At 66.1% G+C, this 24,449-nt stretch carries 18 protein-coding genes; all 18 read right to left on the reverse strand.

Translation table 11 applies throughout. The features are described from left to right. Window positions 1-147: 147 nt before the first annotated feature. The 18 genes from AC1D1Y_RS23185 to apbC all read right to left on the reverse strand — a co-directional run bounded on the left by AC1D1Y_RS23185 (window position 148) and on the right by apbC (window position 24,224). Window positions 148-2,709 carry an ABC transporter permease gene (locus tag AC1D1Y_RS23185; RefSeq protein ID WP_477684415.1) on the reverse strand — a complete coding sequence of 854 codons (2,562 nt, stop codon included), beginning with the start codon at window positions 2,707-2,709 and terminating at the stop codon, window positions 148-150. Window positions 2,710-3,049: 340 nt separating this feature from the next. Next, window positions 3,050-4,576, reverse strand: a complete 1,527-nt coding sequence (locus tag AC1D1Y_RS23190; protein WP_477684416.1) for a C13 family peptidase — start codon at window positions 4,574-4,576, stop codon at window positions 3,050-3,052. After that, window positions 4,573-5,463 (reverse strand): formate dehydrogenase accessory sulfurtransferase FdhD, encoded by an 891-nt coding sequence (locus AC1D1Y_RS23195; protein ID WP_477684417.1) that lies wholly within the window; start codon window positions 5,461-5,463, stop codon window positions 4,573-4,575. Before AC1D1Y_RS23195 ends, AC1D1Y_RS23190 begins: the two co-directional genes overlap by 4 nt. Before the next feature lie 65 nt (window positions 5,464-5,528). Beyond that, the gene (locus AC1D1Y_RS23200; RefSeq protein WP_477684418.1) at window positions 5,529-5,915 is read right to left on the reverse strand and encodes a hypothetical protein; all 387 of its coding nucleotides are present in this window, start codon (window positions 5,913-5,915) and stop codon (window positions 5,529-5,531) included. A gap of 13 nt (window positions 5,916-5,928) precedes the next feature. Further along, on the reverse strand, window positions 5,929-7,116 hold the full coding sequence (locus AC1D1Y_RS23205; protein ID WP_477684419.1) for a formate dehydrogenase subunit gamma: 1,188 nt from the start codon (window positions 7,114-7,116) through the stop codon (window positions 5,929-5,931). A 14-nt stretch (window positions 7,117-7,130) separates the two neighbouring features. Beyond that, the gene (locus AC1D1Y_RS23210) at window positions 7,131-7,379 is read right to left on the reverse strand and encodes a hypothetical protein (RefSeq protein WP_477684420.1); all 249 of its coding nucleotides are present in this window, start codon (window positions 7,377-7,379) and stop codon (window positions 7,131-7,133) included. Next, a complete protein-coding gene (gene fdh3B / locus AC1D1Y_RS23215; protein ID WP_477652548.1) occupies window positions 7,376-7,996 on the reverse strand; it encodes a formate dehydrogenase FDH3 subunit beta in 621 nt (206 codons plus the stop codon). The genes AC1D1Y_RS23210 and fdh3B overlap by 4 nt, the downstream gene beginning before the upstream one ends. Before the next feature lie 9 nt (window positions 7,997-8,005). Further along, on the reverse strand, window positions 8,006-10,978 hold the full coding sequence (locus AC1D1Y_RS23220) for a formate dehydrogenase subunit alpha (RefSeq protein ID WP_477684421.1): 2,973 nt from the start codon (window positions 10,976-10,978) through the stop codon (window positions 8,006-8,008). Window positions 10,979-11,035: 57 nt separating this feature from the next. Beyond that, window positions 11,036-11,242: a hypothetical protein gene (locus AC1D1Y_RS23225; protein WP_007873617.1), complete on the reverse strand. Its 207-nt coding sequence runs from the start codon at window positions 11,240-11,242 to the stop codon at window positions 11,036-11,038. 199 nt (window positions 11,243-11,441) lie between these two features. Continuing rightward, complete coding sequence (locus tag AC1D1Y_RS23230) at window positions 11,442-12,059, reverse strand: TorD/DmsD family molecular chaperone (RefSeq protein WP_477684422.1); 618 nt, start codon at window positions 12,057-12,059, stop codon at window positions 11,442-11,444. 29 nt (window positions 12,060-12,088) lie between these two features. Next, window positions 12,089-14,230, reverse strand: a complete 2,142-nt coding sequence (locus AC1D1Y_RS23235) for a 4Fe-4S dicluster domain-containing protein (RefSeq protein ID WP_477684423.1) — start codon at window positions 14,228-14,230, stop codon at window positions 12,089-12,091. Next, the gene (locus AC1D1Y_RS23240) at window positions 14,157-14,849 is read right to left on the reverse strand and encodes a DUF3306 domain-containing protein (RefSeq protein ID WP_477684424.1); all 693 of its coding nucleotides are present in this window, start codon (window positions 14,847-14,849) and stop codon (window positions 14,157-14,159) included. The genes AC1D1Y_RS23235 and AC1D1Y_RS23240 overlap by 74 nt, the downstream gene beginning before the upstream one ends. Beyond that, window positions 14,842-15,429: a DUF3305 domain-containing protein gene (locus AC1D1Y_RS23245; protein ID WP_477684425.1), complete on the reverse strand. Its 588-nt coding sequence runs from the start codon at window positions 15,427-15,429 to the stop codon at window positions 14,842-14,844. The genes AC1D1Y_RS23240 and AC1D1Y_RS23245 overlap by 8 nt, the downstream gene beginning before the upstream one ends. 43 nt (window positions 15,430-15,472) lie before the next feature. Beyond that, window positions 15,473-18,346: a formate dehydrogenase subunit alpha gene (gene fdhF, locus AC1D1Y_RS23250; protein ID WP_477684426.1), complete on the reverse strand. Its 2,874-nt coding sequence runs from the start codon at window positions 18,344-18,346 to the stop codon at window positions 15,473-15,475. Further along, window positions 18,343-20,160 carry an NADH-ubiquinone oxidoreductase-F iron-sulfur binding region domain-containing protein gene (locus AC1D1Y_RS23255; RefSeq protein WP_477684427.1) on the reverse strand — a complete coding sequence of 606 codons (1,818 nt, stop codon included), beginning with the start codon at window positions 20,158-20,160 and terminating at the stop codon, window positions 18,343-18,345. The genes fdhF and AC1D1Y_RS23255 overlap by 4 nt, the downstream gene beginning before the upstream one ends. Window positions 20,161-20,247: 87 nt before the next feature. Further along, window positions 20,248-21,885: an OFA family MFS transporter gene (locus AC1D1Y_RS23260; protein ID WP_477684428.1), complete on the reverse strand. Its 1,638-nt coding sequence runs from the start codon at window positions 21,883-21,885 to the stop codon at window positions 20,248-20,250. 277 nt (window positions 21,886-22,162) lie between these two features. Then, window positions 22,163-23,104: a LysR family transcriptional regulator gene (locus AC1D1Y_RS23265; RefSeq protein WP_477684429.1), complete on the reverse strand. Its 942-nt coding sequence runs from the start codon at window positions 23,102-23,104 to the stop codon at window positions 22,163-22,165. 28 nt (window positions 23,105-23,132) lie between these two features. Beyond that, window positions 23,133-24,224: an iron-sulfur cluster carrier protein ApbC gene (apbC, locus tag AC1D1Y_RS23270; RefSeq protein ID WP_477684430.1), complete on the reverse strand. Its 1,092-nt coding sequence runs from the start codon at window positions 24,222-24,224 to the stop codon at window positions 23,133-23,135. Between the last annotated feature and the right edge of the window lie 225 nt (window positions 24,225-24,449).

Consider the following 24,449-nt stretch of genomic DNA (forward strand, 5'->3'; position numbering starts at 1 on the left):
GCGTAGGGACCCAGACTGCGGGTCGCCTTTTCTTTGGTGACTTTCTTTTGGCGAAGCAAAAGAAAGTTACTTGCTGCCGGGCAACCCCCGGCCAGCAGGACTCAGCAGAGAGAACAGGAGCGCAAAGGCCGGAGCAAGACCGGCCCCCTATTGAGCTTTCCGCAGCGTCTCCACAACAGGCGTATTCAAAACAGACCGCAGACCCCACCACCCCGCAGCCAACGCCAACACAGCCCCAGCCAGGCTACCCATCAAAGGCACAGTCCAAGACCCCGTCCAGCTGAAATCAAACACAAATCGCGCCAACCCCCATCCCACCGCCAGCGCGACAACCGACGCCAGGAAGCCGGCCAGCAGGCCGACGCCCGCCAACTCAGCCCGCTGCACCTGCCGCAGCAGCGAGGCCCGTGCCCCCACCGCCCGCATGATGGCGAATTCGCGGGCGCGTTCTTCGCGGGTGGCGGTGATGGCGGCGAACAGCACGACCAGGCCGGCGGCGAGTGTGAAACCGAACAGAAATTCCACCGCGCGTATCACCTGGTCGAGCACGCGCTGCACCTGGGCCAGCGTGCTGCTCATGTCGACGTTGGTGATGTTGGGAAAGGCTTTAACCAAGGTGTTGTCAAAACTCTGCGGGCGCGGCTGGCCGGGAGCGGCAGCGACAGGCTCGGGCGCGCGGAAGGCGCTGATGAAGGACACGGGCACGTCGGCGGGCAGCTTGGCCACCGTGTACATCACGAAAAAGTTGACGCGCATCGAACCCCAGTCGACCTTGCGCAGGCTGGTGATCTTCGCCTCGCTCGTCTGCCCGCCGATGTCAAAGCGCAGGGTGTCGCCGAGCTTGAGGCCCAGGGTCTTGGCCAGGCCGTCTTCGACGCTGACGGCGTCTTTTTCGCCGGCCGTCCAGCGCCCGCCGCTGGTCTGGTTGTGCGAGGGCATGTCGGCACTGTTGGAGAGGTTGAACTCGCGGTCGACCAGGCGCTTGGCGCGGTCGTCCTCAAAATCGTCGGGCGTGACGGGCTTGCCGTTGACCGCGACCAGGCGGCCGCGGATCATGGGGTACCAGTCGAATTTTTTCACGCCGCCGTCGCGCAGCGCCTGCTGGAAGGCCTCGCCCTGCTCGGGCTGCACGTTGATGACAAAGCGGTTGGGCGCGTCGGGCGGCGTGGCCTTGCGCCAGCTGCTGATGAGGTCGGTGCGCAGCAGCACCAACAGCATCAGCGCGAGCAGGCCGACGGCCAGCGCGCTGGTCTGCACCACGGCGTACACCGGACGGGCCGACAGCTGGCGCGTGGCCAGCACCAGCCAGCGCGGCGCGGTCGCCTCATGCACGCTGGCGCGCAGCAGCTTGACGGCGGCAAAGCTCGCCACGGCGAACACCAGCACCGCGCCGGCAAAGCCGCCCACGGCGATCAGGCCCAGCTTCAGGTCGCTGCTGGCGGCCACCAGCAAGGCCGCGAAACCGGCCATGCCCACGCCCAGCACGGCCAGCGAGGCGGGCTTGAGGTTGCCGACATCGCGGCGGATCACGCGCAGCGGCGGCACCTGGGCCAGCTGCAGCACGGGCGGCAGGCCGAAGGCCAGCAACAACGTGAGGCCCATGCCCATGCCGAAGAGCACGGGCCAGAAGGTGGCGGCCGGCAGCGCGGTTTCGACCAGGCCGGCCAGCAGCAGCACAAAACCGTAATGCACGGCAAAGCCCAAGACCACGCCCAATGCGCTGGCAAACAGGCCCGCCAGCACGAACTCAAACGTGTAGGCCAGCGCGATGGTGCGCTGCGGCTGGCCGAGCACGCGCAGCATGGCGCAGTCGTCCAGGTGCTTGGCGGCAAAGCCGCGCGCCACGATGGCCACCGCCACCGCGCTCAGCAGGGCCGCGAGCAGCGCCACGAGGTTGAGGAATTTTTCGGCGCGGTCCAGCGTCTGGCGCATCTCGGGGCTGCCCGATTCGAGCGACTCCAGGCGCACGCCGCGCACCCCCGACTGTTCAAAGGGTTTTTTGATTTCCGCATCGGCCCATTTGACGTACGCCTTCACCGCCTTGTCGTCGCCGGCGACGGCAAAACGGTAGTTGGTACGGCTGGCGGGCTGGATCAGGTTGGTGGCCTTGACGTCGGCCTCATTGACCATGACGCGTGGGGAAAAGCTGATGAAACCCGCGCCGCGATCCGGTTCCTGCACGATGATGCGCGTGAGCTTGAAGCCGGCGTCGCCCATGAGCAGCGTTTGGCCCAGCTTGAGGCCCAGCGCGTCGAGCAGCGAGGCATCGGCCCAGGCCGTGCCGGGGGCGGGCACCTCGCTTGTGTCGGCGCCGGGCTCTTCGGGGCTGCCGGCCACCTTCATGCTGCCGCGCAGGGGATAACCTTCGGGCACGGCCTTGAAGGCCACCAGCTTGCTGGCGCCGCCGTCGGCTTCGGTAGCGCGTCCCATGGTGGGAAAGGTGACGGTGGAAATGCCCTTGAGGCCCAGTGCCTGGGCTTTCGCGATAAAGGCGGCAGGCGTCTGGCCGTCACTGCGGACCACGGCGTCGCCGCCCAGCAGCTGGCGCGCATCGCGCTGCAGGCCGCCCTTGAGGCGGTCGGCAAAAAAGCCGACGGCGGTCAGGGCCGCGACAGCCAGGGTGACGGCCACGATGAGCAGGCGCAGCTCGCCCGCGCGCAGGTCGCGCAGCATGGTTTTCCAGCCGAGCTTGAGGAAAAGGGTGTTCATGCGCCGACCATAACGCAAAGTAAAAGAACCTGCTTACGATTTATTGGGGATCACGTTGGGGTGCAATCGGGATGAGTTGGTGGCCCAGAGCCCGCCGCATGGGCTAATGCCCATGCTAGGGACTGGGGCGCCAAATCGCCCGATTTCACCCCAACCCGAAGGGCAGGAGCCTTTTCGGGCGGTCTGCGGCGTTGCGGCGCTAGCCCATAGCTGGGCTATGGGCGGCGCACCGCGCCTTGCATCCCATCCCGAAAAGATTCCTGCGTGACCCCAATAAATCGTAAGCAGGTTCTTAGCCCTGGGCGATGGCCGGGTTTGGAACCGGGTTATGCGGGGTCGCTCAAGGACGAGCAGCGCTGGCGGCAACCCCGGGCGCAGCGACGGCGGCCTGTGGCAGCGCATCCAGGCGTTTTTCTAGCGCGCGCAGCACCGGCGCGATGCCGGCGCCTACCCGGATCTGCGGGTTGGAAAAGCCGTCTTCCTTGCCGGCGTCAATCTCGCGCTGCTTGATCAGCGGGACGGCGCGGGCAAAAGCCTGCTCGAAGGAATGCGTCTTGCGCAGTTGTTCGTCGAACAGGGCACGGCCGAAGAAGGTGAGCTCGGAGCGGCGGCCGCAGCCGTAGGAGGTATGGGTGGCGTCGGCCGCCGTCATGACCAGGGTGGTGTCGCCGGCCAGCGGGTCGACCCAGCCGCCGGAATAGCAGGCCGAAATCGCGATCACGCGGTTGCGCACGCCCGACCTGTCGAGCGCCTCGCGCAGCTCGCCCGGGCTCACGGGCGGCACTTCCAGCGGCCAGTGGGAGGCGGCCAGCTTGAAGTCGCTGGCGCCGTGCGAGGTCATATAGACCACCAGCACGTCCTTCTCGCGGTCCATGCGCTGGGCAATCGCGTCGATGGCGCGCTCCAGGTTCAGCGCGGTGGCCCAGGGGTGGGTTTGCGTGGTGCTGGCGTGGTTGACCAGGTGCACCACGCGGCCTTCGGCGTCAAAACGCTCGGCCAGCACGCGGCTGACCAGGGTGCTCTCGCGCAGGAACACGTCTTCCGAGGCATAGGGGGCGAACACCAGGGCGTACACGTCGGTGACGCCCGGGCGCTCATGCGCGATGGCGGCCATGGTCTTTTCCCAGAGCGCCTGCTGCACCTCGAAGGTCTGCTGGCTCAGCTGCAGTCGGGGCCCGTCGTCGGCATCGCCACGCGCGGCGTAGTCTTGCTGCCAGGTGCGGACCTCGAATTGCCAGGCCATGAGGCCGCTGGAGACTACCAGCACCAGCGCGAACATCGCCGTGCGCCAGCCCGGCCCGGCAAAGCGCCAGACCAGCACGACGGCCGTTCCCACGCCCCAGGTGATGAACAGCCCGTAAAACCCCCAGTAAATCCAGGGCGACGAGAACACCGAACTCTTGACCCAACCCTGGGCGAAGGCAGCGATGACCCCCTGGTACAGCAGCGTAGCCGGAAGCGACGAGAGCAGCCACAAAACGAAGCAGGCGGCGATCCCGCTCAAGCCTTCGCCGGCGGATCCATCCGGGCTGCCCGCCCGTGCGGGCAGCGACCACCAGGCCAGGCCCAGGAACACGCCCGCGGTCCACCAGCCTGACAGCCAGGCCTGCAGGTCCAGGCGCGCGGGGCCGGCTACTTCCAGGCGGGCCAGCGCCAGTTCAAGGCCAAGCACCAGCACCGTCAGGATCAGCACCTGCAGCGGCGTGGGTGCGCTTCCCGCCATGCGAGGTTTTAAAAACACTCCCGCACGCAGGCCCTCGCCCACCCAGCGCAGAAGCGAGAGGCCGGCGCCCGGCTTGCCGTGCATAGTCAAGGCTTCGGGAATTCCGGGAAGCGTGGGCTGGACGTCGGTATCGGTAGCTGTCATGTCGGCGCGGTGGAAAAAGAGGCCGGCCTGGCGCCGGCAAGTTCGGGCTGCAGCGTGAGCCGCTGCGGGTTGGCGTAGCAGACGAAGCGCTTGTTGGTGGCGCGGCCTATGGCGCACAGGCCCACGGCCTGCGCGACCTGGTGGCCCATCTGCGTGATGCCGCTGCGCGAGACCACGATGGGCACCCCCATCTGCGCGGATTTGATGACCATTTCGCTGGTGAGGCGGCCGGTGGTGTAAAACACCTTGTTGGCTTCACTCACTGAAGGGCTGTTCTGCATAGACATCCATCCTGCGATGGTATCTATCGCGTTGTGGCGGCCCACGTCTTCAACGAAGAGCAACATCTCGGGATCACCGGCCGTCATCGCGAACAGCGCGCAGGCATGCACCGAGCCGGCGGATTTGTAAGTCGTTTCCTTGAGCCTGATGGTATTGACCAGCGCGTAAAGCTGGCCCTGGCTAATGCGCGCATCGCGGGGCAGCACGATGCCCTCCACCTCGTCCATCAGGCCGCCGAACACGCTGCCCTGGCCGCAGCCCGTGGTGACCACGCGCCTGGCGGTTTTTTCTTCGATGTCCTCGATGCCATGGCGGGTCTTGACGGCGGCGGCGCCGACGTCCCAGTCCACGGTGATGGAATCGATGTCGGCCGCGTCCTTGACCAGGCGCTGGTTGCGCAGATAGCCCAGCACCAGCAGCTCGGGATGCGCGCCCAGCGTCATCAGCGTCACGAGCTCACGCTTGTCGACGTACACCGTGAGCGCGCGCTCGGCCGGGATGGAGATGCTCTGCGTTTCCCCGTATTCATTGACGGCCTCCACCTCGCAGGTCAAGGGTGCCTGGGCATGGGTCAGGCGCGGCAGGGAAGGTGTCGAAGCGGGCATGCGGCAAGACTACAACAAAAAAAGCCGGCCCCTTGCGGGATCGGCTTTTTGGGAAAGGAGCGGGATCAGGACTTCTTGGCGGGGTTGCCGACCGCATCAGGCTGCTTGGTGCTGGGCGGGCTGGCGGCGGTGCCGGCCGGCGAATGCGCGCCCGCGGCTTCCAGCGGCTTGGCTTCAGGCGGCGTGTAGGCAAAGGGGCCCGGGTCAGCGCAGGCGGGCGCCGGCGCCGGCGGCTTGGTTTCCTTGCCGGCGGCCTTGGCGGACTTGTAATAGGCAGCAGCCACCTTGTCCTGCGACTTGCACAGCTGGTAGGCATCGACCTTGCCGGTCCACGCGGTTTTGGCGGCGGCTTCGGCGGCCTTGGCCTTGGCCTCGTCACTCAGCGGCGGCAGCTTGGCCAGCACCGTGGCCGACGCGGCGGCCAGCGTGGCCAGGATCAGGAGTTTTTTCATCGTGGGGTCCTTTCTATGCCTGTGCGATCTGGCCCGGCGGATCCACCGGCGGCGTGCTGCGCTGGGCCGGGATGTTGCCGGCCTTGACCTCGTCATACCAGTATTCGTGGTGCTCCCTGGCCCAGGTCTCGTCGACGTAGCCGGTCCGCATGGCCTTGTAGGCGCCCTGCATGCCGATGGTGCCCAGGTAGATGTGGCCGAGGAACATGCACATCATGAGCACCGTGGCCACCGCATGCACCATGTGCGCGACCTGCATGGTGGCGCGCTCATAAACCAGGCCGGGCAGCAGCTTGTCGAGCACAAAACCCGAGGACACGACCACGATGCCGAGGAAGAACACGCCGCCCCAGAAGATGAGTTTTTCGCCCGCGTTGAAGCGGTTCGAAGGCGGCTCATCGCCCTTGATCAGCCCGCCGCCCTTGGCCAGCCAGCGCAGGTCGCCTTTTTGCGGCCAGTTATCGCGCAGGAAAGTAAAGAACACGATCACCAGCGACACCGCGAACAGCGGGCCGGCGAAGTTGTGCATGGTCTTGAGCGTCCAGGTCAGCCAGCCGAAGAGCGCGCCGCCGACGACAGGCAGCAGGAAGAACTTGCCGAAGGCCATCACCAGGCCGGAGATGGCCAGGATGGAAAACGCGATCGCATTGGACCAGTGCGCCGCGCGCTCAAAGGGCGTGAAACGCTCTATCTTGCGGCCGGTGTCGGCGCCGTGGGTTTTGATGGAGCCTTTGCTGAAGTAAAAAATCGCGATCGCCAACAGCACGATCAGGAACAGCGAACCGCCGTAGGGAATGATCCAGTGGTTGCGCACCTGGCGCCAGGCCTCGCCGGCGTTGGTCAGGCGCGAGCCGGGGTATTGCACAAAGGGCTGGATCAGGTTGCCGGCTTCGGGCGCCTCGCTTTTGGGCAGGCTGCTGTAGCCGGTGACGCCCTCGCCCACCTGGCGCCATAGGGGCGCGTTGTTGCCGGGCTGCACCTTGGCGCGTTCGCCGTTGGACTGCTTCGCGTAGTTGGGGTCGGCGCTGGCGTCGGGTTTGACCTCAAAAATATTCTGGCCCTGGATGCCGCCCGCTGCGGCCGGCGCGGGCGCGGCGACACCTGGGGACTGGGGCGCGGCTGCCGGCGCAGGGGCCTGCGCGGCCGCCAGCCCGACAAGGCTGGCTGCCAGCAGAAAAAGAACGGGTCGGGCAAGAAACATAAGGCCTCCGGTCGCTATTTCGACGTACCCGTCCTGGTGTATTCGTTCTGGCTGTTCTGCGCGCGGGCCTTGAGGCCCTGCTCCCAGCTAACTTTGTCGCCCTTGGTCCAGCCGGGCGCCGCGAAGGCGTTGTCGGTGCCCTGGAAAGCCGCGCCGTCGTTTCGCGCGGCGCCCAGGGTCTGCGGTTTTTCGCCGCAGGCGGCCAGAAGGGTGGAGGCAGCCAGCGCAGCCGCCACGGAAACCAGCATCGCGAGGCGCTTCATGATTTGGCTCCCGCAGGCGGCTGGCCCGCCTGTTTCGATCCATAAGCCGTTCCCCAGCCCCAGACTTCGGCGCCTTTGCCGCGCTGCACCACACGGTTGCGGAAGATGTCGGCGACGACATCGCCGTCGCCGGCCAGCAGGGCCTTGGTGGAGCACATCTCGGCGCAGGCCGGCAGCTTGCCTTCGGCCAGGCGGTTGCGGCCGTATTTTTCAAACTCGGCCTGGCTGCCGTTGGCCTCGGGGCCGCCGGCGCAGAAGGTGCACTTGTCCATCTTGCCGCGCACGCCGAAGGTGCCGGCCGCCGGGAACTGCGGCGCGCCGAAGGGGCAGGCATAAGAGCAGTAGCCGCAGCCTATGCAAATGTCCTTGTCATGCAGCACCACGCCTTCGTCGGTGCGGTAAAAGCAGTTGACGGGGCAGACGGCCATGCAGGGGGCATCGCTGCAATGCATACAGGCCACCGAAATCGATTTCTCGCCGGGAACGCCGTCGTTGAGCGTCACCACGCGGCGACGGTTGACGCCCCAGGGGACTTCGTTCTCGTTCTTGCAGGCGGTGACGCAGCCGTTGCATTCGATGCAGCGCTCGGCGTCACAGACAAATTTCATGCGTGCCATGGTGGTTCCTTATGCGCGTTCGACGTTGCAGACCGTCGTTTTTGTTTCTTGCATCATCGTGACGCTGTCGTAGCCGTAGGTGGTGGACGTGTTGATGGCTTCGCCGCGCACCACAGGCGCCGCGCCGTTGGGGTAGTAAGCCAGCATGTCGGCGCCCTGCCAGCGGCCCGAGAAGTGGAAGGGCATGAACACCGTGTCGGGGCCCACGCGCTCGGTCACCAGGGCCTGTACGTTCAGGCGCGCGCCGGTGGGTGTGCTGACCCAGGCGCGTTCGCCGTTGCGTATGCCTTTTTCGGCGGCCACCTTGGGATTGATCTCGATGAACATCTCCTGCTGCAGCTCGGCCAGCCAGGGGTTGGAGCGGGTTTCCTCGCCGCCGCCTTCGTACTCGACGAGCCGGCCCGAGGTCATGACCAGCGGGAACTTCTCGTGCACCTTGTCGGCGATGTTTTTCTGCTGGATGGTCTTGTACAGCGTGGGCATGCGCCAGAAGGCTTTTTTGTCGTCATGCGTGGGGTACTTGGCCTGCAGGTCGGCGCGGTTGCCGTACAGCGGCTCACGGTGCTGCGGGATCGCGTCGGGGAAGTTCCAGACCACCGCGCGCGCCTTGGCGTTGCCGAACACATGGCAGCCGTGGACCTTCATGGTCACGCGGATGATGCCGCCGGAAGAGTCGGTCTTCCAGTTCTTGCCTTCGGCCGCGGCTTTTTCGGCGTCGGTCAGGTCGCCCCACCAGCCGAGTTTCTTGAGCAGCAGGTGATCGAACTCGGGGTAGCCGGTGGTGATCTCGGCACCCAGCGAATACGAGCCGTCTTCGGCCAGCAGGTTGACGCCGTCTTTTTCGACGCCGAAGTTGGCGCGGAAGTTGCCGCCCCCGTCCATGACGTGTTTGGAGGTGTCATAAAGATTGGGCGAGCCCGGATGCTTGAGCTCCGGGTTGCCCCAGCAAGGCCAGGGCAGGCCGAAGTAGTCGCCCGTGGTGTCGTAGCCGGTGACCTTGTCCTTGCCCCCTTTGGACTTGAGTGTCTTGACGTCGAACAGGTGCATGTTGCGCATGTGCGCCTGCAGGCGCTCGGGACTCTGGCCGGTGTAGCCAATGGTCCAGACGCACTTGTTGATCTCGCGCAGGATGTCGTCCGGCACGGGCTCGTCCATGCCCTTGACCTTCTGCATCTTGTAGTTCTTCGACAGCTCCTTGGCGAAGCCGAGTTTTTCGGCGAACTGGTGCATGATCATGTGGTCGCTGCGGCTTTCCCACAGCGGCTCTATGACTTTTTCACGCCACTGGATGGAGCGGTTCGACGCGGTGACGGAACCGCTGGTTTCAAACTGGGTCGCCGCCGGCAGCAGGTAGACCGCGCGCTTGGGGTTCTGGTCTTCGGCCTTGCCTGGCATGGCGGCCATGGCGGCGGTGGCTGAAGGGTAAGGGTCCACCACGACCAGCAGGTCCAGCTTGTCCATGGCGCGCTTCATCTCGAGGCCGCGGGTCTGCGAGTTGGGCGCATGGCCCCAGAAGAAAACGCCGCGCAGGTTGGAATCCTGGTCTATCAGTTCGTTTTTTTCGAGCACGCCGTCTATCCAGCGCGAGACCGTGATGCCGGGCTTGCCCATCATGGCGGCCGAGGCATAGCGGCCCTTGATCCAGTCGAAGTCCACGCCCCAAGTCTTGGCGAAATGTTTCCACGAGCCTTCGGCCAGGCCGTAGTAGCCGGGCAGCGAATCGGGGTTGGGGCCGACGTCGGTCGCGCCCTGCACGTTGTCGTGGCCGCGGAAAATATTCGCGCCGCCGCCGGACTTGCCGATATTGCCCAGCGCCAGTTGCAGGATGCAGGAGGCGCGCACGATGGCGTTGCCCGTGGTGTGCTGCGTCTGGCCCATGCACCAGACGATGGTGCTGGGGCGGTTCTGGCTCATCATGGTGGCCACCTTGAGCGTGGTGGCCTCGTCCACGCCGCAGGCTTCGAGCACCTTGTCGGGCGTCCACTTGGCCATCACGTCGGCCTTGACCTTGTCCATGCCGTAAACACGGTCGTTGATGTATTTCTTGTCTTCCCAGCCGTTCTTGAAGATGTGGTACAGCACGCCGAAGAGGAAGGGAATATCGGAGCCCGAGCGTATGCGCACATACTCGTCGGCCTTGGCCGCCGTGCGTGTGAAGCGCGGGTCCACCACGATCAGCTTGCAGCCGGTTTCCTTGGAATGCAGCATGTGCAGCATGCTGACCGGGTGGGCTTCGGCCGCATTCGAGCCTATGTACAACGCGCACTTGCTGTTCTGCATGTCGTTGTAGGAATTGGTCATGGCGCCGTAGCCCCAGGTGTTGGCAACGCCGGCCACCGTGGTCGAGTGGCAGATGCGGGCCTGGTGGTCGCAGTTGTTGCTTCCCCAGAAGCTCACGAACTTGCGCATCAGGTAAGCCTGCTCGTTGCTGTGCTTGGAGGAGCCCACCCAGTACACCGAATCGGGACCGCTGTCCTTGCGCAGCTCGAGCAGCTTGGCACTGATTTCATTGAGGGCCGTGTCCCAGCTGATGCGCTCGTACTTGCCGTTGACCAGCTTCATCGGGTAGCGCAGGCGGTACTCGCCGTGGCCGTGCTCGCGCAGCGCGGCGCCCTTGGCGCAGTGCGCGCCAAGGTTGATGGGGGAATCGAACACCGGCTCCTGGCGCACCCAGATGCCGTTCTCCACCACGGCGTCGACCGCGCAACCGACCGAGCAGTGGCTGCACACCGTGCGCTTGACCTCGATCTTGCCGGTGCCGTCGGCCGTGGCGCCGGGCGCGGCGGCCTCGGCTTTTTTGACCAGGGTCAGCTGCGTCGCGGCCAGGCCCACGCCGACGCCCAGGCCGGAGCGGCGCAAAAATGCGCGGCGGTCCATGGTGGGCAAGGCATTGGACAGGCCCCGCGACAGGCTCTGCACAAAACGCGCGGAACCGGCGCGGTGCGCGGGATGGACTTCGGAAGATTTTTTCGTGAGCAGCATGAAGCTCTCCGTGGAAAAGTGAAAGCGGGGCCGGGCGCGGAAGGACGGACGAACGGGCTAGACGCGGGTGGTCTTGTAATAGCGCTTGACGTGTTCCGAGAGGCTGTAGCCGCCGCCTTTTTCAGGAGCGGGCTTGGGCGCGGGGAGTTCGGCCTGGAGAGCGGGCGCACCGGGCAGGGCCACGACGGCTGCTGCGGCCGCACCGGTGGCGGCGGCGCCGAAAAAGAATCCCCGTCGCGAGGGTTTTGGCTGGCTGTCCTGCATGGTGTTCTCCAAGGGGAAGGCTTGCTCGGTATGTAACCGTTTGCATAGTACTGTACGTCAGAGGGCTCTGCTTCACAATGGATTGCCCGACTCAATCCGGGGGGCTAGGGAAAACGATAGGCCCTCTTATGATCGCCGCGCGCCCGCGTGGCGCGGCCTGCCGCGGGCGGTCTCAATTTGAGAAAACTTTGCCCGCCCCTCAGGCCAGCATGTCGAAGCCCTGCGCCTCCACGCTCATGAAGGCTTGCGTGAAGGCCGCCAGCGCCGCGTAAAAACGCGCCTTGGGGTGTTGCGCGATGGCCTCGCACATCAAGGGCAGCCAAGGCTGCAGATGGCGCCCGAAAAACTCGCGCTGCCGCGTGAGGTTGGCCACGGCCACGTCGTCGCCGGCGATCAGGTAGCGCATGACTTCGCAGAGGTAGGCCACATGGTCTTCGGTTTCGGGCATGGCTTCGTCGCGCGCCAGGCCCAGCGCCGCGAGCTCGGTGCGCAGGGCGGCCAGCGGTTTTTCGTTGAGGAAACCACTGAGGTAATGAGAACCAAAGAGGTATACCTCGGGCTTGCCCACGCCGCCGAACAGCGCATCGTGCTCCTGCTTGACGGCCTCCAGGCTTTGCGCGCGCGCCGCGGCCACCAGCTCGCCCCAGGGACTTTCCAGCATCGCGCCCTCGGCGGGCGCAGCCGTCACGGCGACGCGCAGGTTTTCATAGAGTTCGGCCGATGGCGCGGCGTAGTACAGCGCGGCCAGCAGGCCGTAAACTTCGGCGCGCGCGGTTTCTTCATCCAGGGCAGAGGCGGTGAGAGAGGCGGGTGTCATGGCGGCGTCTTGTTCTTGTGATCGGGTGCTCAGCGGATGTCGGTGATCCTGACTTCGTTGTCGGCGGAATACAGGTCGATGACGCGGCAGTCGCCGCACATCTTGAGGCGGTCGGCCGCGGCGCCCTGGAACATCGCATGGCCGGCCAGTTTGCCGAGCATGGACTCGATGCCCTTGAGCGTGCCGAAGGGCTTGGCGCAGCGTATGCAATGGTAGGGCGCGCTTTCGTTGAGCACCCTCGCCTCCTTGCGCTGCGGCGACAGCAGCAGGCGCGGTTGCAGCGTGATCGCATCCTCGGGGCAGGTGGTGGCGCACAGGCCGCACTGCACGCAATTTTTCTCAATGAACTTGAGTTGCGGGCGATCCGGGTTGTCCTGCAGCGCGCTGGCCGGGCAGGCGCTGACGCAGCTCAGGCACAGCGTACAGCTGTCGGCATTGACCACCAGGCTGCCGAAGGGCGAGCCCTGGGCCGGCAGCGCGATCGCTTCAGGCAGGGCTGCGGGTGCCTGCGCCATCAGGTGGTCCAGCGCCATGTCCAGCGTGCTGCGTTTTTCCTGCGCGACGGCAAAACGCGCGGGGGCCGCGGGCACGGCGGGCCGGCTGCGGGCCAGGGTTTGCAGGCCGACGTCAAGGCCGGCAATGTCACCGGCTTGCGTGCGCAGCAAGTGAAAGTGAACGCCCGCATAGCCCAGGCCGTTCATGAGGGCTTGTGCCACGCGCATCTGCGCCGTGAGGCCGTCAAGGTAAGCCGGCGCTTCTTCGCCGGTCACCAGCATGGCGACCTGCGCGGCGCCGAAAGCGATGGCGCTGAGCCAGAGGTCCAGGCCCAGGCTGGCCGTGTGCCAGAGCGCTTGCGGGATCACATTGGCAGGCACGCCGCGCACGGTTTTTTGCAGGCGCGCGGCGCGGCCCAGGGCCTCGACGGCCTGCTGGCCGCCGTCCTGGCTGTGGAACAGCAGCGCAGGCTGCGTGCCGCCGGCCTTGGCATAGGCCGACAGCAAGGTCTTGAAGCGCACACCCTGTTCGCTCGCGCGCGGATAGGCGTAAGTGAGCGCACCCGTCGGGCACACGGTGGTGCAGGCGCCGCAGCCTACGCAGAGGTTGGGGTTGACGACGATCTGCTGGCGTTTTTTCTCGCTGCTGACGGCGCCCGCCGAGCAGATGTCTATGCAGGCATTGCAGCCCACGGTCTCGTTGCGACTATGAGCGCAGAGCTTTTGTTTATAGGCAAAAAACTTGGGCTTCTCGAACTCTCCCACCATGTCGCGCAGCTTGACCACGGTGGCCAGAAGGCCGGGCGAGGCCAGGCCGGCGGAGGTGTCCAGCGCGAAATAGCCTTGCGGCGGCGCATGCAGGGTGATCAGCGGCGTGGCGCCCAGGTCGAGCACCAGGTCAAACGCCTCGGTGAGCGTTTGCGGCTCGCGGTTGAAGTCGATCGCACCGGCCACCTTGCAGACGGCCACGCAGTCACGATGGGAGGTGCACTTACCGGCGTCCACCTGGTAGCTCAGGTCGATCGCGCCTTCGGGGCAGACGGCGACGCAGGCATTGCAGCGCGTGCACAGGTCCAGGTCTATGGGATTGGTCTTGTCCCAGCTGGCCTTGAAAGCACCCAGCCAGCCGCTGAGCGCGAGCCGCTCGCCGCTGACCACGGGGTATTTGCGTTCCTGCGCGGGAAGGCTGGCGGGAATGCCGGCCTGCGCCGAGGCGGAAACGCCCTGCGCGAAGATCGTCACCTCCAGCGTGTCAGCCAGCAGCGCCGCTACCTGTTCGGCCTGGTCCAGCGCGCCGACGATCAGCAGGCGGCCGGCACTCTTGTAAGTGACGGTGGCCACGGGCTCGGCGTCGGGCAGTTGGGCAGCGGCCAGCAGCGCCGCGATTTTCGGCATGGCGGCGGAGGCATCCTTGCTCCAGCCGCCAGTCTCGCGGATGTTGACGAACTTGACGACCGACGTCGCGCCGGGGGTCTGCGCGCCGACCTCGGCGAACAATCGCTTTTCCTGGGTACAGGCGACCACCACGTCGTCGCCCGATTGCACGGCCTTCTGGAAAGCCCCCGCCTCGCGCCGGCACAGCGCTGAATGCAGCGTCAGGCTCTCATTGAGCGCCGCGCCCAGCGCCTGGGGCTGGAGCGGCATGGTCTGGTTGCAGTCGCAAATCAGTGTGGGCATGGTCTTGTTGGCTACCGGCCACGGGAGGCACGGGTTGGCTGGTCTCTGGCGGCCCGGCAGGCTCGGTGGGAGCTATGTCCGGGTTTTCATAGGAGGACTGTGCCACGGTTTCATCCGTGGGGTTATTGGCGCTTTCCCGCGGCGGGGCCGCGTGGTCCTGCGCGCCATCCTTCTTGTCATCATCCTCGTCGCCAAACAGTTTCAAAAACTTCGCGCTGGCCATCTGCCGCAGCATGGATTCGGGAATCGGCTCGAATTTGGAGTAATCGTCGATATAGGTATCCAGGCCGTCCATCACATTGAAGTGCGGATCGGCGAAGAGTTTTTTCATGGCCGCGTTGCGCACCTCGGGGCTCACGCCGCCGGCCATGAAGGGCTTGAAATCGGAATCCTGGGTCAACACCCGGGCGTCTTCCAGCGTCAGCGCCTTAGGGGGCTCGGCATCGGGCGTGGCGGCAGGATCCGGCGCCGGGCTTGCGGCTTGCGTCCCGGCCGCAGGCGCTGCGGGATCGACCGAGGTGGCTGGAACGGCGGCGGCCGGCTCCTCCAAAGCCTTGCCCTGGCGCGCCTCCTCTTTGCGGCGCGCCCAGCGGCCCAGGAAGCCTGCTTCCTCAGCCATGGCCGCCCCCGCCGGTTTTTTTACCGGTGCTCACGCTGGCCGGGTTGCCAAAGCGGTCTGTCAGCGGCTTGAAGCTTTGCGGCCGTTGCCGGCGCTTGGGCTCGAGCACGTGGTGCTGATCGACGAATGCCTGCAGCCACTGCACGACCTCGGGCGGCGCGGGCACCTGCTCCACGGTTTCCTGCGCGTCCAACCAGCGGCCGGCATCGTGGTAGCTCAAGGTGACGATCTGGGGAATGGCAACGGGCTCTTCGGCCAGCCGCGCGTCCTCTTCCATGCGCCACACCACCCAAAAGCAGGGCTGCGCGGTGCTGGCGTTGAGGTAATAACCTTCGGCGTCGTCGGTGAACAGCTCGACCCCAAAGCCCGGGTGCAGCCAGCGCTCCTCGCGCTCATCCTTCAGCAGCAGCCGCGGCGCGGCGCCGAAACCGTCTTCATGGGGCACGACGTCGGCCAGCACCCAGCGCCAGGGCTGCCAGCGGTTGTCTATGCGCTCGCGGCGCATGACGACGGCCACCGCCGTGCAGGGCCGGGGCGTGGCGGCGTCTGTTTCGGGAGAGCGCAGCTGGAAATCAGGCATGCCCGCAGTGTACGGCCGGGCCTTCTTCCCCGCGGCAAAGACCCTAACGGGAGCCGACCCCTTCGCCATAACCCTGGGTGGCCGACACCTGGCCGCCGCGGCGTATCGCGACCGCGCAGTACTTGAACTCCGGGATCTTGCCGAAGGGGTCCAGCGCGGCATTGGTCATCAGGTTGGCGGCCGCCTCGTAATAGGCGAAGGGAATGAAGATGGCGCCGTGCGGCGTGCCGTCGTCGCGCCGCACGTGGATGGCGACCTGGCCGCGGCGCGACTGCACCGTGATCACGTCGCCGGCTTGCAGGCCCAGCTCGGCCAGGTCGTCGCCGCACAGCGAGGCCGTGGCCATGGGCTCTATCGCGTCGAGGACCGTGGCGCGCCGCGTCATGCTGCCGGTGTGCCAGTGCTCAAGCTGCCGCCCGGTGATCAGCACAAAGGGGTAGTCCGCATCGGGCCGCTCGTTGGCCGGGATGATGTCGGCGGGCACCAGGTGGACCCGGCCGTCGTTGGTGGCGAAGCGATCGATGAACACCGTGGGCGCGCCGGGGTCGTCTTCGGTGAGGCAAGGGTAGGTCACGCTGGACTCGCGCTCCAGGCGCTCCCAGGTGATGCCCGAGATGGCCGCGTGCATGGCCTGGCGCATTTCCTCGTAGACGGCCGCGACGCCCGAATGCTCGCCCGCGTAGTTCCAGCTGAGCCCCATGCGCTGCGCGATCTGCTGGATGATCCAGAGGTCGGGTTTGGCCTCGCCGGGCGGCGTGACCGCCTGCTTGCCCAGCTGCACCATGCGGTCGGTGTTGCTGACGGTGCCGGTTTTTTCGGGCCAGGCGGTGGCCGGCAGCACGACGTCGGCGAGCCAGGCGGTTTCGGTCATGAAGATGTCCTGCACCACCAGGTGCTGCAGGCTGGCCAGCGCGTGGCGCGCGTGGTTGAGGTCGGGGTCGCTCATGGCCGGGTTCTCGCCCATGATGTACATGCCGCGTATCTTGTGCGGGTCGCTGTCGGGCGCAAGCGCCTTGTGCATGATCTCGACCACGGTGTAGCCGGGCTTTTCGTCCAGCGGGGTGTCCCAGAATTTCTCGAACCAGGCGTGCGCACCGGCGTTGTCCACGCGCTGGTAGTTGGGGAACATCATGGGGATCAGGCCCGCGTCGCTGGCGCCCTGCACGTTGTTCTGGCCGCGCAGCGGATGCAGGCCGGAGCCGGGCTTGCCGATCTGGCCGGTCACCGTGACCAGCGCGATCAGGCAGCGCGCGTTGTCGGTGCCGTGCACGTGCTGGCTGATGCCCATGCCCCACAGGATCATCGCGCCCTTGGCCTTGGCGAATTCGCGCGCCACCTCACGCAGGGTTTGCGCCGGGATGCCGCAGATGGGCTCCATGGCCTCGGGGCTGTAGCCCTTGACGTTTTCCTTCAGCGCCTCGTAGTTGCTGGCGCGCTTGCTGATGAAGTCCTGGTCGGCCAGGCCTTCGTCGATCACGGTGTGGATCAGCGCGTTGAGCATGGCCACGTCGGTGTCGGCCTTGAACTGCAGCGTGCGCCAGGCGTGTTTGCCGATGTCGGTGACGCGCGGGTCGGCGAGCACGATCTTGGCGCCGTTCTTCGCCGCGTTCTTCATCCAGGTGGCGGCCACCGGGTGGTTGGCGGTGGGGTTGGAGCCGATCACGAAGATCAGGTCCGAGTGCTCCACGTCGTTGACCTGGTTGCTCACCGCGCCCGAGCCCACACCTTCAAGCAGCGCCGCGACACTGGAGGCGTGGCACAGCCGCGTGCAGTGGTCCACGTTGTTGGAACCAAAGCCGGTGCGCACCAGCTTCTGGAACAAATAGGCCTCTTCGTTGCTGCCCTTGGCCGAGCCGAAACCGGCCAGCGCCTTCTTGCCGTGCGTGTCGCGCAGGTCCTTGAGGCTGCCTGCGGAAAGTGCCAGCGCCTCTTCCCATGTGGCTTCGCGGAACACCTCGGACCAGTCGGCGCTGTCGCGGTTGAGGTGCTGCAGCGCCTCGGGGTCCTTGGACACGCCGGCCTTGCGGACCAGCGGCACCGTCAGGCGCTGCGGGCTGTGTGCATAGTCAAAGCCGAAACGACCCTTGACGCACAGGCGCGAATGGTTGGCCGGGCCGTCGCGCCCGTCCACGCTGACGATCTTGTTGTCCTTGACGTTGTAGGTCAGCAGGCAGCCGACGCCGCAGAAGGGGCAGACCGAGTCGACCTTTTTGTCGACCACCTGCGAACCGACCTGGGATTTCGGCATGAGCGCACCCGTGGGGCAGGCCTGCACACATTCGCCGCAAGCCACACAGGTGCTGTCGCCCATGGGATCGTTGAGGTCGAACACGATTTCGCTGTGCGAGCCGCGCATGGCGTAGCCGATCACGTCGTTGACCTGCTCTTCGCGGCAGGCGCGCACGCAACGGTTGCACTGGATGCAGGCGTCCAGGTTCACCGCCATGGCGGGATGCGAGACGTCGGCCTTTGGCTGTTCGCGGCGCAGGGCCTTGAATTCGGGGCGCACCTGCACCTCCATGCGGGCCGCCCATTCGCTGAGCTCGCCGTGCTGCAGCGACTCGTCTTTTTCATTCCATTTGTAGCCGGTATCGGGCATGTCCGACAGCAGCATCTCGAGCACCATCTTCTGGCTCTTGAGCGCGCGCTCGCTTTGCGCCTGCACCTCCATGCCGGCCGTAGCGTTGCGGCAGCAGCTGGGGGCCAGCGTGCGCTCGCCCTTGAYCTCGACCACGCAGGCGCGGCARTTGCCGTCGGSMCGCAGGCCGTCCTTGTAGCAAAGATGCGGAATGTCCACGCCGTGGCGCGCGGCGGCCTTGAAGATGGTCTCGCCTTCGTAGGCCTGGACGGTTTTGCCGTCGAGCTTGAACTCGACGGTTTGCGGCGTCACTTCAACCAGTTTGGCGGGAGCGTTCATGCGGTGGCTCCAATCTCGTGCGGGAAATATTTCTGGATGCTACGCACCGGGTTGGGCGCGGCCTGGCCCAGGCMGCAGATGGAAGCGTCGGTCATCACGACGTTGAGGTCTTCCAGCGTGTCGCCGTCCCAGTGCTCGGCCTGCATCAGCTTCGCGGCCTTGGCCGTGCCGACGCGGCAGGGCGTGCACTGGCCGCAGCTTTCGTGTTCGAAGAACTTCATCATGTTGAGGGCGGCGTCGCGCGCGCGGTCCTGGTGGCCCAGCACCATGACGGCGGCCGAGCCTATGAAACAACCATAGGGCTGCAGGGTGTCGAAATCCAGCGGGATGTCGCCAAGCGAGGCCGGCAAAATGCCGCCCGAAGCGCCGCCGGGCAGGTAGGCGTAGAAGTCGTGGCCCTCGGCCATGCCGCCGCAGTATTCGGCGATCAGCTCGCGCACGGTGATGCCGGCCGGCGCCAGCTTGACGCCGGGGTGCTTCACGCGGCCGCTCACGCTGAAGCTGCGCAGGCCCTTGCGGCCGTTGCGGCCGAAGCCGCTGAACCACTGCGGGCCTTTTTCGACGATGTCGCGCACCCAGTACAGGGTCTCGAAGTTGTGTTCCAGCGTGGGCCGGCCGAACAGGCCCACCTGCGCGATGTAGGGCGGGCGCATGCGCGGCTCACCGCGTTTGCCCTCAATGCTTTCGATCATCGCGGACTCTTCGCCGCAGATGTAGGCGCCCGCGCCGCGCCGCAGCTCGATCAGCGGCAGCTCGCAAGGCGGGTTCGCGCGCAGTTTGTCCAGCTCGGCCTGCAGGATGGCGCGGCAGTCATGGTATTCGTCGCGCAGGTAGATGTAGCAGGCCTCCACGCCCACCACCTGGGCCGCGATGAGCAGGCCCTCGAGGAAGCGGTGCGGGTCGCGCTCCAGGTAGCTGCGGTCCTTGAAGGTGCCGGGTTCGCCCTCGTCGATGTTGACGGCCATCAGGCGCGGCGCCGGTTGATCGCGCACGATGCGCCATTTTCGGCCGGCCGGAAAACCCGCGCCGCCCAGGCCGCGCAGGCCCGAGTCTTCCATGGCCTTGATGATGCGTTCCGCGTCCTCTTCGCCATTGACCACCGCGGCGGCCAGCGCATAGCCGCCGTGCGCGCGGTACAGCGCGTAGCCGGTGTACCCAGGCATGGCGTCCACCACGCCGGTGCCGGTCACGCTGTGCTCCGCGAAATCGGCAGCGATGAAAGGAGTGGCGGCCTGCGCCGTGCTTGCGGGCGCCGGCGCCTGCCCGACCGCGGAAACCACGGTCTCCAGCGTCGCGAAGGGCACGGCCTGCTGGTGCACCGCCACGGCGGGCGCCTGCTCGCAGCGGCCTATGCAGGGCGCCGCAATCACGCGCACGTCCTGGCTTCCCAGCAGTGCCGGCAGGCGCGCCAGCAGGTCCTGCGCGCCGGCCAGCTCGCAGGCCAGGCCGTCGCAGACCCGCACCGTCAGGCCCGGGGCCTGGCCATCGCCGCGCACCACCTCAAAGTGGTGATAAAAAGTCGCGACCTCGTAGACCTCGGCCATGGGGATGTTCATCTCCTTGGCCAGCGCCACCAGGTGCCTGTCGTGCAGGCAGCGGTAAGCGTCGTTGAGCGTGTGCAGGTGCTCGATCARCAGGTCTCGCCTGTGGCCGTCCTGGGGTCGCGCGCCTATCAGCGCGCGCACCTCGTCCAGGGAGGTGTCGTCCGCCTGGCGCCCCTTGAGTTTGCTCTTGCGGCGTATGCGCTCGCGCATTTCGTCGACCGTGGCGACGGCGACGGCTTTGACTTCGGGACTGCGGCCAGGATGGTTCATTGTTGGCTGGGCCGACGTCCCCGCGCGGGCGTGCGGGGACGGCTTGGCTTGAAACTAAAAATCGTCAATCAATCGGTAAAGGAATGCTCAGGCAAAAAACTTGGCCACGCTTTGCAGCGTGCGGTAGATGCCCCAGGCCAGGGGAATGCCCACCGCGAGCCAGGCCAGCACCACCACCGCGGGGCTGACCGTGCTGCCGTTGCCGCCATTGCCGCCGTTTGTGCGGTGCAGTTCGGAGGCCGCGGCTTTTTCGTGCGCCAGGCGTTTTTCTTCCGCGAGTTCGCTGTCCGTCATGAACCACTTGGGGTTCAGCGGGCGCACCAGCAGGTTGCAGATGAGTCCTATCACCAGCATGCCCACCAGGATGTACATGGTCTGGTTATAGACCTGTTCACGCGGGATGCCAAGGCCGAGCTGGTATTCGCGCATGTAGTTCACCACCACCGGGCCCAGGATGCCGGCCGTGGCCCAGGCCGTCAGCAGGCGGCCGTGGATGGCTCCCACCATCTGGGTGCCGAAGATGTCGGCGAGGTAGGCCGGCACGGTGGCAAAGCCGCCGCCATACATGCTCAGGATCACGCAGAAGGCGCCGACGAACAGCAAAATGCTGCCGGCCGCCGCGCTGCCCGGCACGCTGAAATACAGCACGCCGCCCAGCACGAAGAACACCACATAGGTCATCTTGCGGCCCAGCTTGTCCGACAGGCTGGCCCAGAAGAAACGGCCGCCGATATTGAACAGGCTCAGCAGCGCGGTAAAGCCCGCGGCGACGCCGGCAATGGCGGCCAGCTGGGTCTTGTCGAGTTCGCCGAACTTCTTGGCGACGCCGATCAGCGAGCCGCCGAAGACTTCCTGCAGCATGGGCGAGGCCATGCCGATCACGCCGATGCCGGCGCTCACGTTCATGCACAGCACCATCCAGATCAACCAGAACTGGGGAATGCCCCAGACTTTTTTCACGTGCACGTGGCGCTGCGTGATCATGGTGTTGGTGGCGGCGGGCGGCGGSGTCCAGCCCTCGGGCTTCCAGCCGGTTTCWGGCACRCGRTAGCCGAAGGCRCCGGCCATCATGAASACAAAGTACACCAGCGCCATSACSACRAAGGTCTGCATCACGCCCACGCTGGTCGGCGTCGCAAAGTATTTCATCAGGTCGGCCGCCAGCGGCGAACCTATCATCGCGCCGCCGCCGAAGCCCATGATGGCCATGCCGGTGGCCATGCCGCGGCGGTCCGGGAACCACTTGATCAGCGTGGAGACCGGCGAGATGTAGCCCAGGCCCAGGCCTATGCCGCCGATGACGCCCGAGCCGAGGATCATGAGCCAGAACTGGTGCAGGTAAATGCCCAGCGCCGAGATCAGCATGCCGCCGCACCAGCAGACGGCCGACACCACGCCGGCCTTGCGCGGGCCGGCGCGTTCCAGCCAGCCGCCCCAGGTGGCCGCCGAAATGCCCAGCAGCACGAAGAACAGGGTGTACATCCAGCCCAGCGTGGAGATCTTCCAGTCGCAGCTGGTGGTGAACAGCTCGGCGAAAAAGCCGACTTCAGGGCCGCATTTGATGGATTCCTTGATACCCAGCGCCCTGGACAGCGGCAGCCAGAACACCGAAAAACCATAGGCCATGCCTATGCACAGGTGGATCGCCAGCGCGGCGGGAGGAACCAGCCAGCGGTTGAAGCCGGGGCCGGCAATGATGCGCTCTTTATCGAGGAAACCTGACATGTCTTTCATCTCCGTGTTATTGCTTATGTATTTCCCACCCTGATCGAGGTGCGCGAAGTGTCGCGGCCACACAGCAACACGGTCAAATTGAATCGAGACATGCCCCCATTCAAAAACTAAATCAGGGTAAACGAGCCCCCACGCTCCCCCACTTCGTGTGGGTCGCTGCCCCCCGAGGGGGCCGCTGCGCCTGCGGCCCGGCAAAGCCGGTTCCGCGGCCCCTGCTGGTGTGGGAGCCCCTTGCTGGTGTGTGTGGGGGGAGATTCGCTGGAAGCGGCTAGACGCTTAGCAAACCGCTGTGGGCGGCTGCGTGGCGCAGCCAGCCTGCGTCCTGGGCCAGGGCCAGTGCCGCTTCGAGGGTGCGGGAAGGGTCGCCGCCCTGGGCCATGAAGCCTATGCTGGTGCGCACCTCGGGGCTGACCAGGGGCAGGGCTTCGAGTTCGCGGTAGCCGCGCACCGCGCCGACCAGCGCGCCCGGCATCACGGTGCAGACATTGCCCTCGGCCACCGACAGCGCGAGCGTGAGGATGGAGTTGGTCTGGATCACGGGCTCGCAGGCCTCGCCGGCTTCCTGGAAAGCCTTGTCGACGATGGTGCGGTTGTGCATCTCGCGCGTGAGCAGGCACAGCGGGTGTTTGGCGGCCTCGGCCCAGGTGATCTTGGGGCCTATCTGCATCAGGTCCTGGCTCGGCTTGGCGGCGCGGCGGACAAAGAAGTAGTGCTCGGTGTATTGCTTGATCTGGCGCAGGCTGGGCCCGTTGGCGCGCAGCCGGTCGGTATAGCCCAGGCCCATGTCCAGGGACAGGCTTTCGAGTCCAGCCTCGAGTTCGTTGGAGCTCATGGAGCGCACCGTCGGCGAGATGCCGGGGTAGCGCGCCTGCAGCAGCGCGCAAAAACGCGCGGCGACCGGCATGGCGGTGGGCACGGCGCCTATGCTGAGGCTGCCCTGCGGCTTGCCGATGCCGCTGTCGAGCTCCTGCTGCAGCAGCTCGCGCTCATGCAGCATGCGCTGGGCGCTGAGCAGCACGCGCTCGCCTTCGGGCGTGAGGCCTTCGAAGTTGCGTCCGCGCCGCACGATGACGGTGCCGAACTCACGCTCCAGCGCGCGCAGCGCGTTGGACAGCGCCGGCTGCGTGATGTGGCAAGCCTGCGCCGCCCGGCCGAAATGTTTGTGCTCGTCGAGCGCGGCCAGGTAACGCAGGGATGCCAGCAGGTTCATGGGGGTGCGCCTCGCCGCCTGGTGCGCTTCAGGTGTTCTTGCTGATGGTGATGGTCGGGAACTTGGCGGAGAAGTCCTTGGACTTGGCCGCCACGGTGACGGCCATCTTGCGCGCCACGGCCTTGTAGATGCCGGCGACCTCGCCGTCCGGGTCGGCCACCACGGTGGGCCGGCCGTTGTCGGCCTGCAGGCGGATCTGCATGTCCAGTGGCAGCGCGCCCAGGTAGTCCATCTTGTAGTCGGCCGCCATCTTCTTGCCGCCGCCCTCGCCGAAGATGTGCTCGGCATGGCCGCAGTTGCTGCAGATGTGCACCGCCATGTTCTCGACGATGCCCAGGATGGGCACGCCGACCTTCTCGAACATCTTGATGCCTTTTTTGGCGTCGAGCAGCGCGATGTCCTGCGGCGTAGTGACGATGACGGCGCCCGTCATGGGCACGCGCTGCGACAGCGTGAGCTGGATGTCGCCGGTGCCGGGCGGCATGTCGACGATCAGGTAGTCCAGGTCTTTCCAGTTGGTCTGGCGCAGCAGTTGCTCCAGCGCCTGGGTGGCCATGGGGCCGCGCCAGATCATGGCCTCGTCCTGGGCGACCAGGAAACCGATGGACATCACCTGGATGCCGTAGTTCTCCATGGGCTCCATGTTCTTGCCGTCCACGCTCTCGGGCCGGCCCTCTATGCCCATCATCATGGGCTGGCTGGGGCCGTAGATGTCGGCGTCGAGCAGGCCCACGCTGGCACCCTCGGCAGCCAGGGCCAGCGCCAGGTTGACGGCGGTGGTGCTTTTGCCGACCCCGCCCTTGCCGGACGCCACCGCGATGATGTTCTTGACGTTGGGCAGCAGTTGCACGCCGCGCTGCACGCTGTGGCTGGCGATCTTGACCGTCACGTTGATTGAGACGTTACCGACGCCAGGCACGCCCTTGACGGCGGCGATCAGGCTTTTGCGCAGGCCGGCAATCTGGCTCTTGGCCGGGTAGCCGAGCTCGACGTCAAAGGACACGTCGCTACCGCTGAGCTGCAGGTTTTTCAGCGCCTTGGTGCTGACAAAATCCTTGCCGGTATTCGGGTCGAGCACGGTTTGCGCGGCATTCAGGACTGCCTGTGTGTCCAGGGACATGGGGAAATACTCCGTTGAATCTGACGTGGCGGGGGTGGCCTGAAGTCTAACGCCGTGGCGGCGCCCACTGGGGTCATGGGGGCTTGGCGGGGCGCCATGGCCCCTGGGCGACTTAAAATCGCGGGTTCGAACCTGTTCACGGTCTAAACGGGGCCGCGCAAGCACCTTCTCGGGATGGGATGCAAGGCGCGGTGCGACACCCATAGCACAGCTATGGGTTAGCGC

The sequence above is a fragment of the Polaromonas sp. P1_G1 genome (assembly GCF_056405595.1).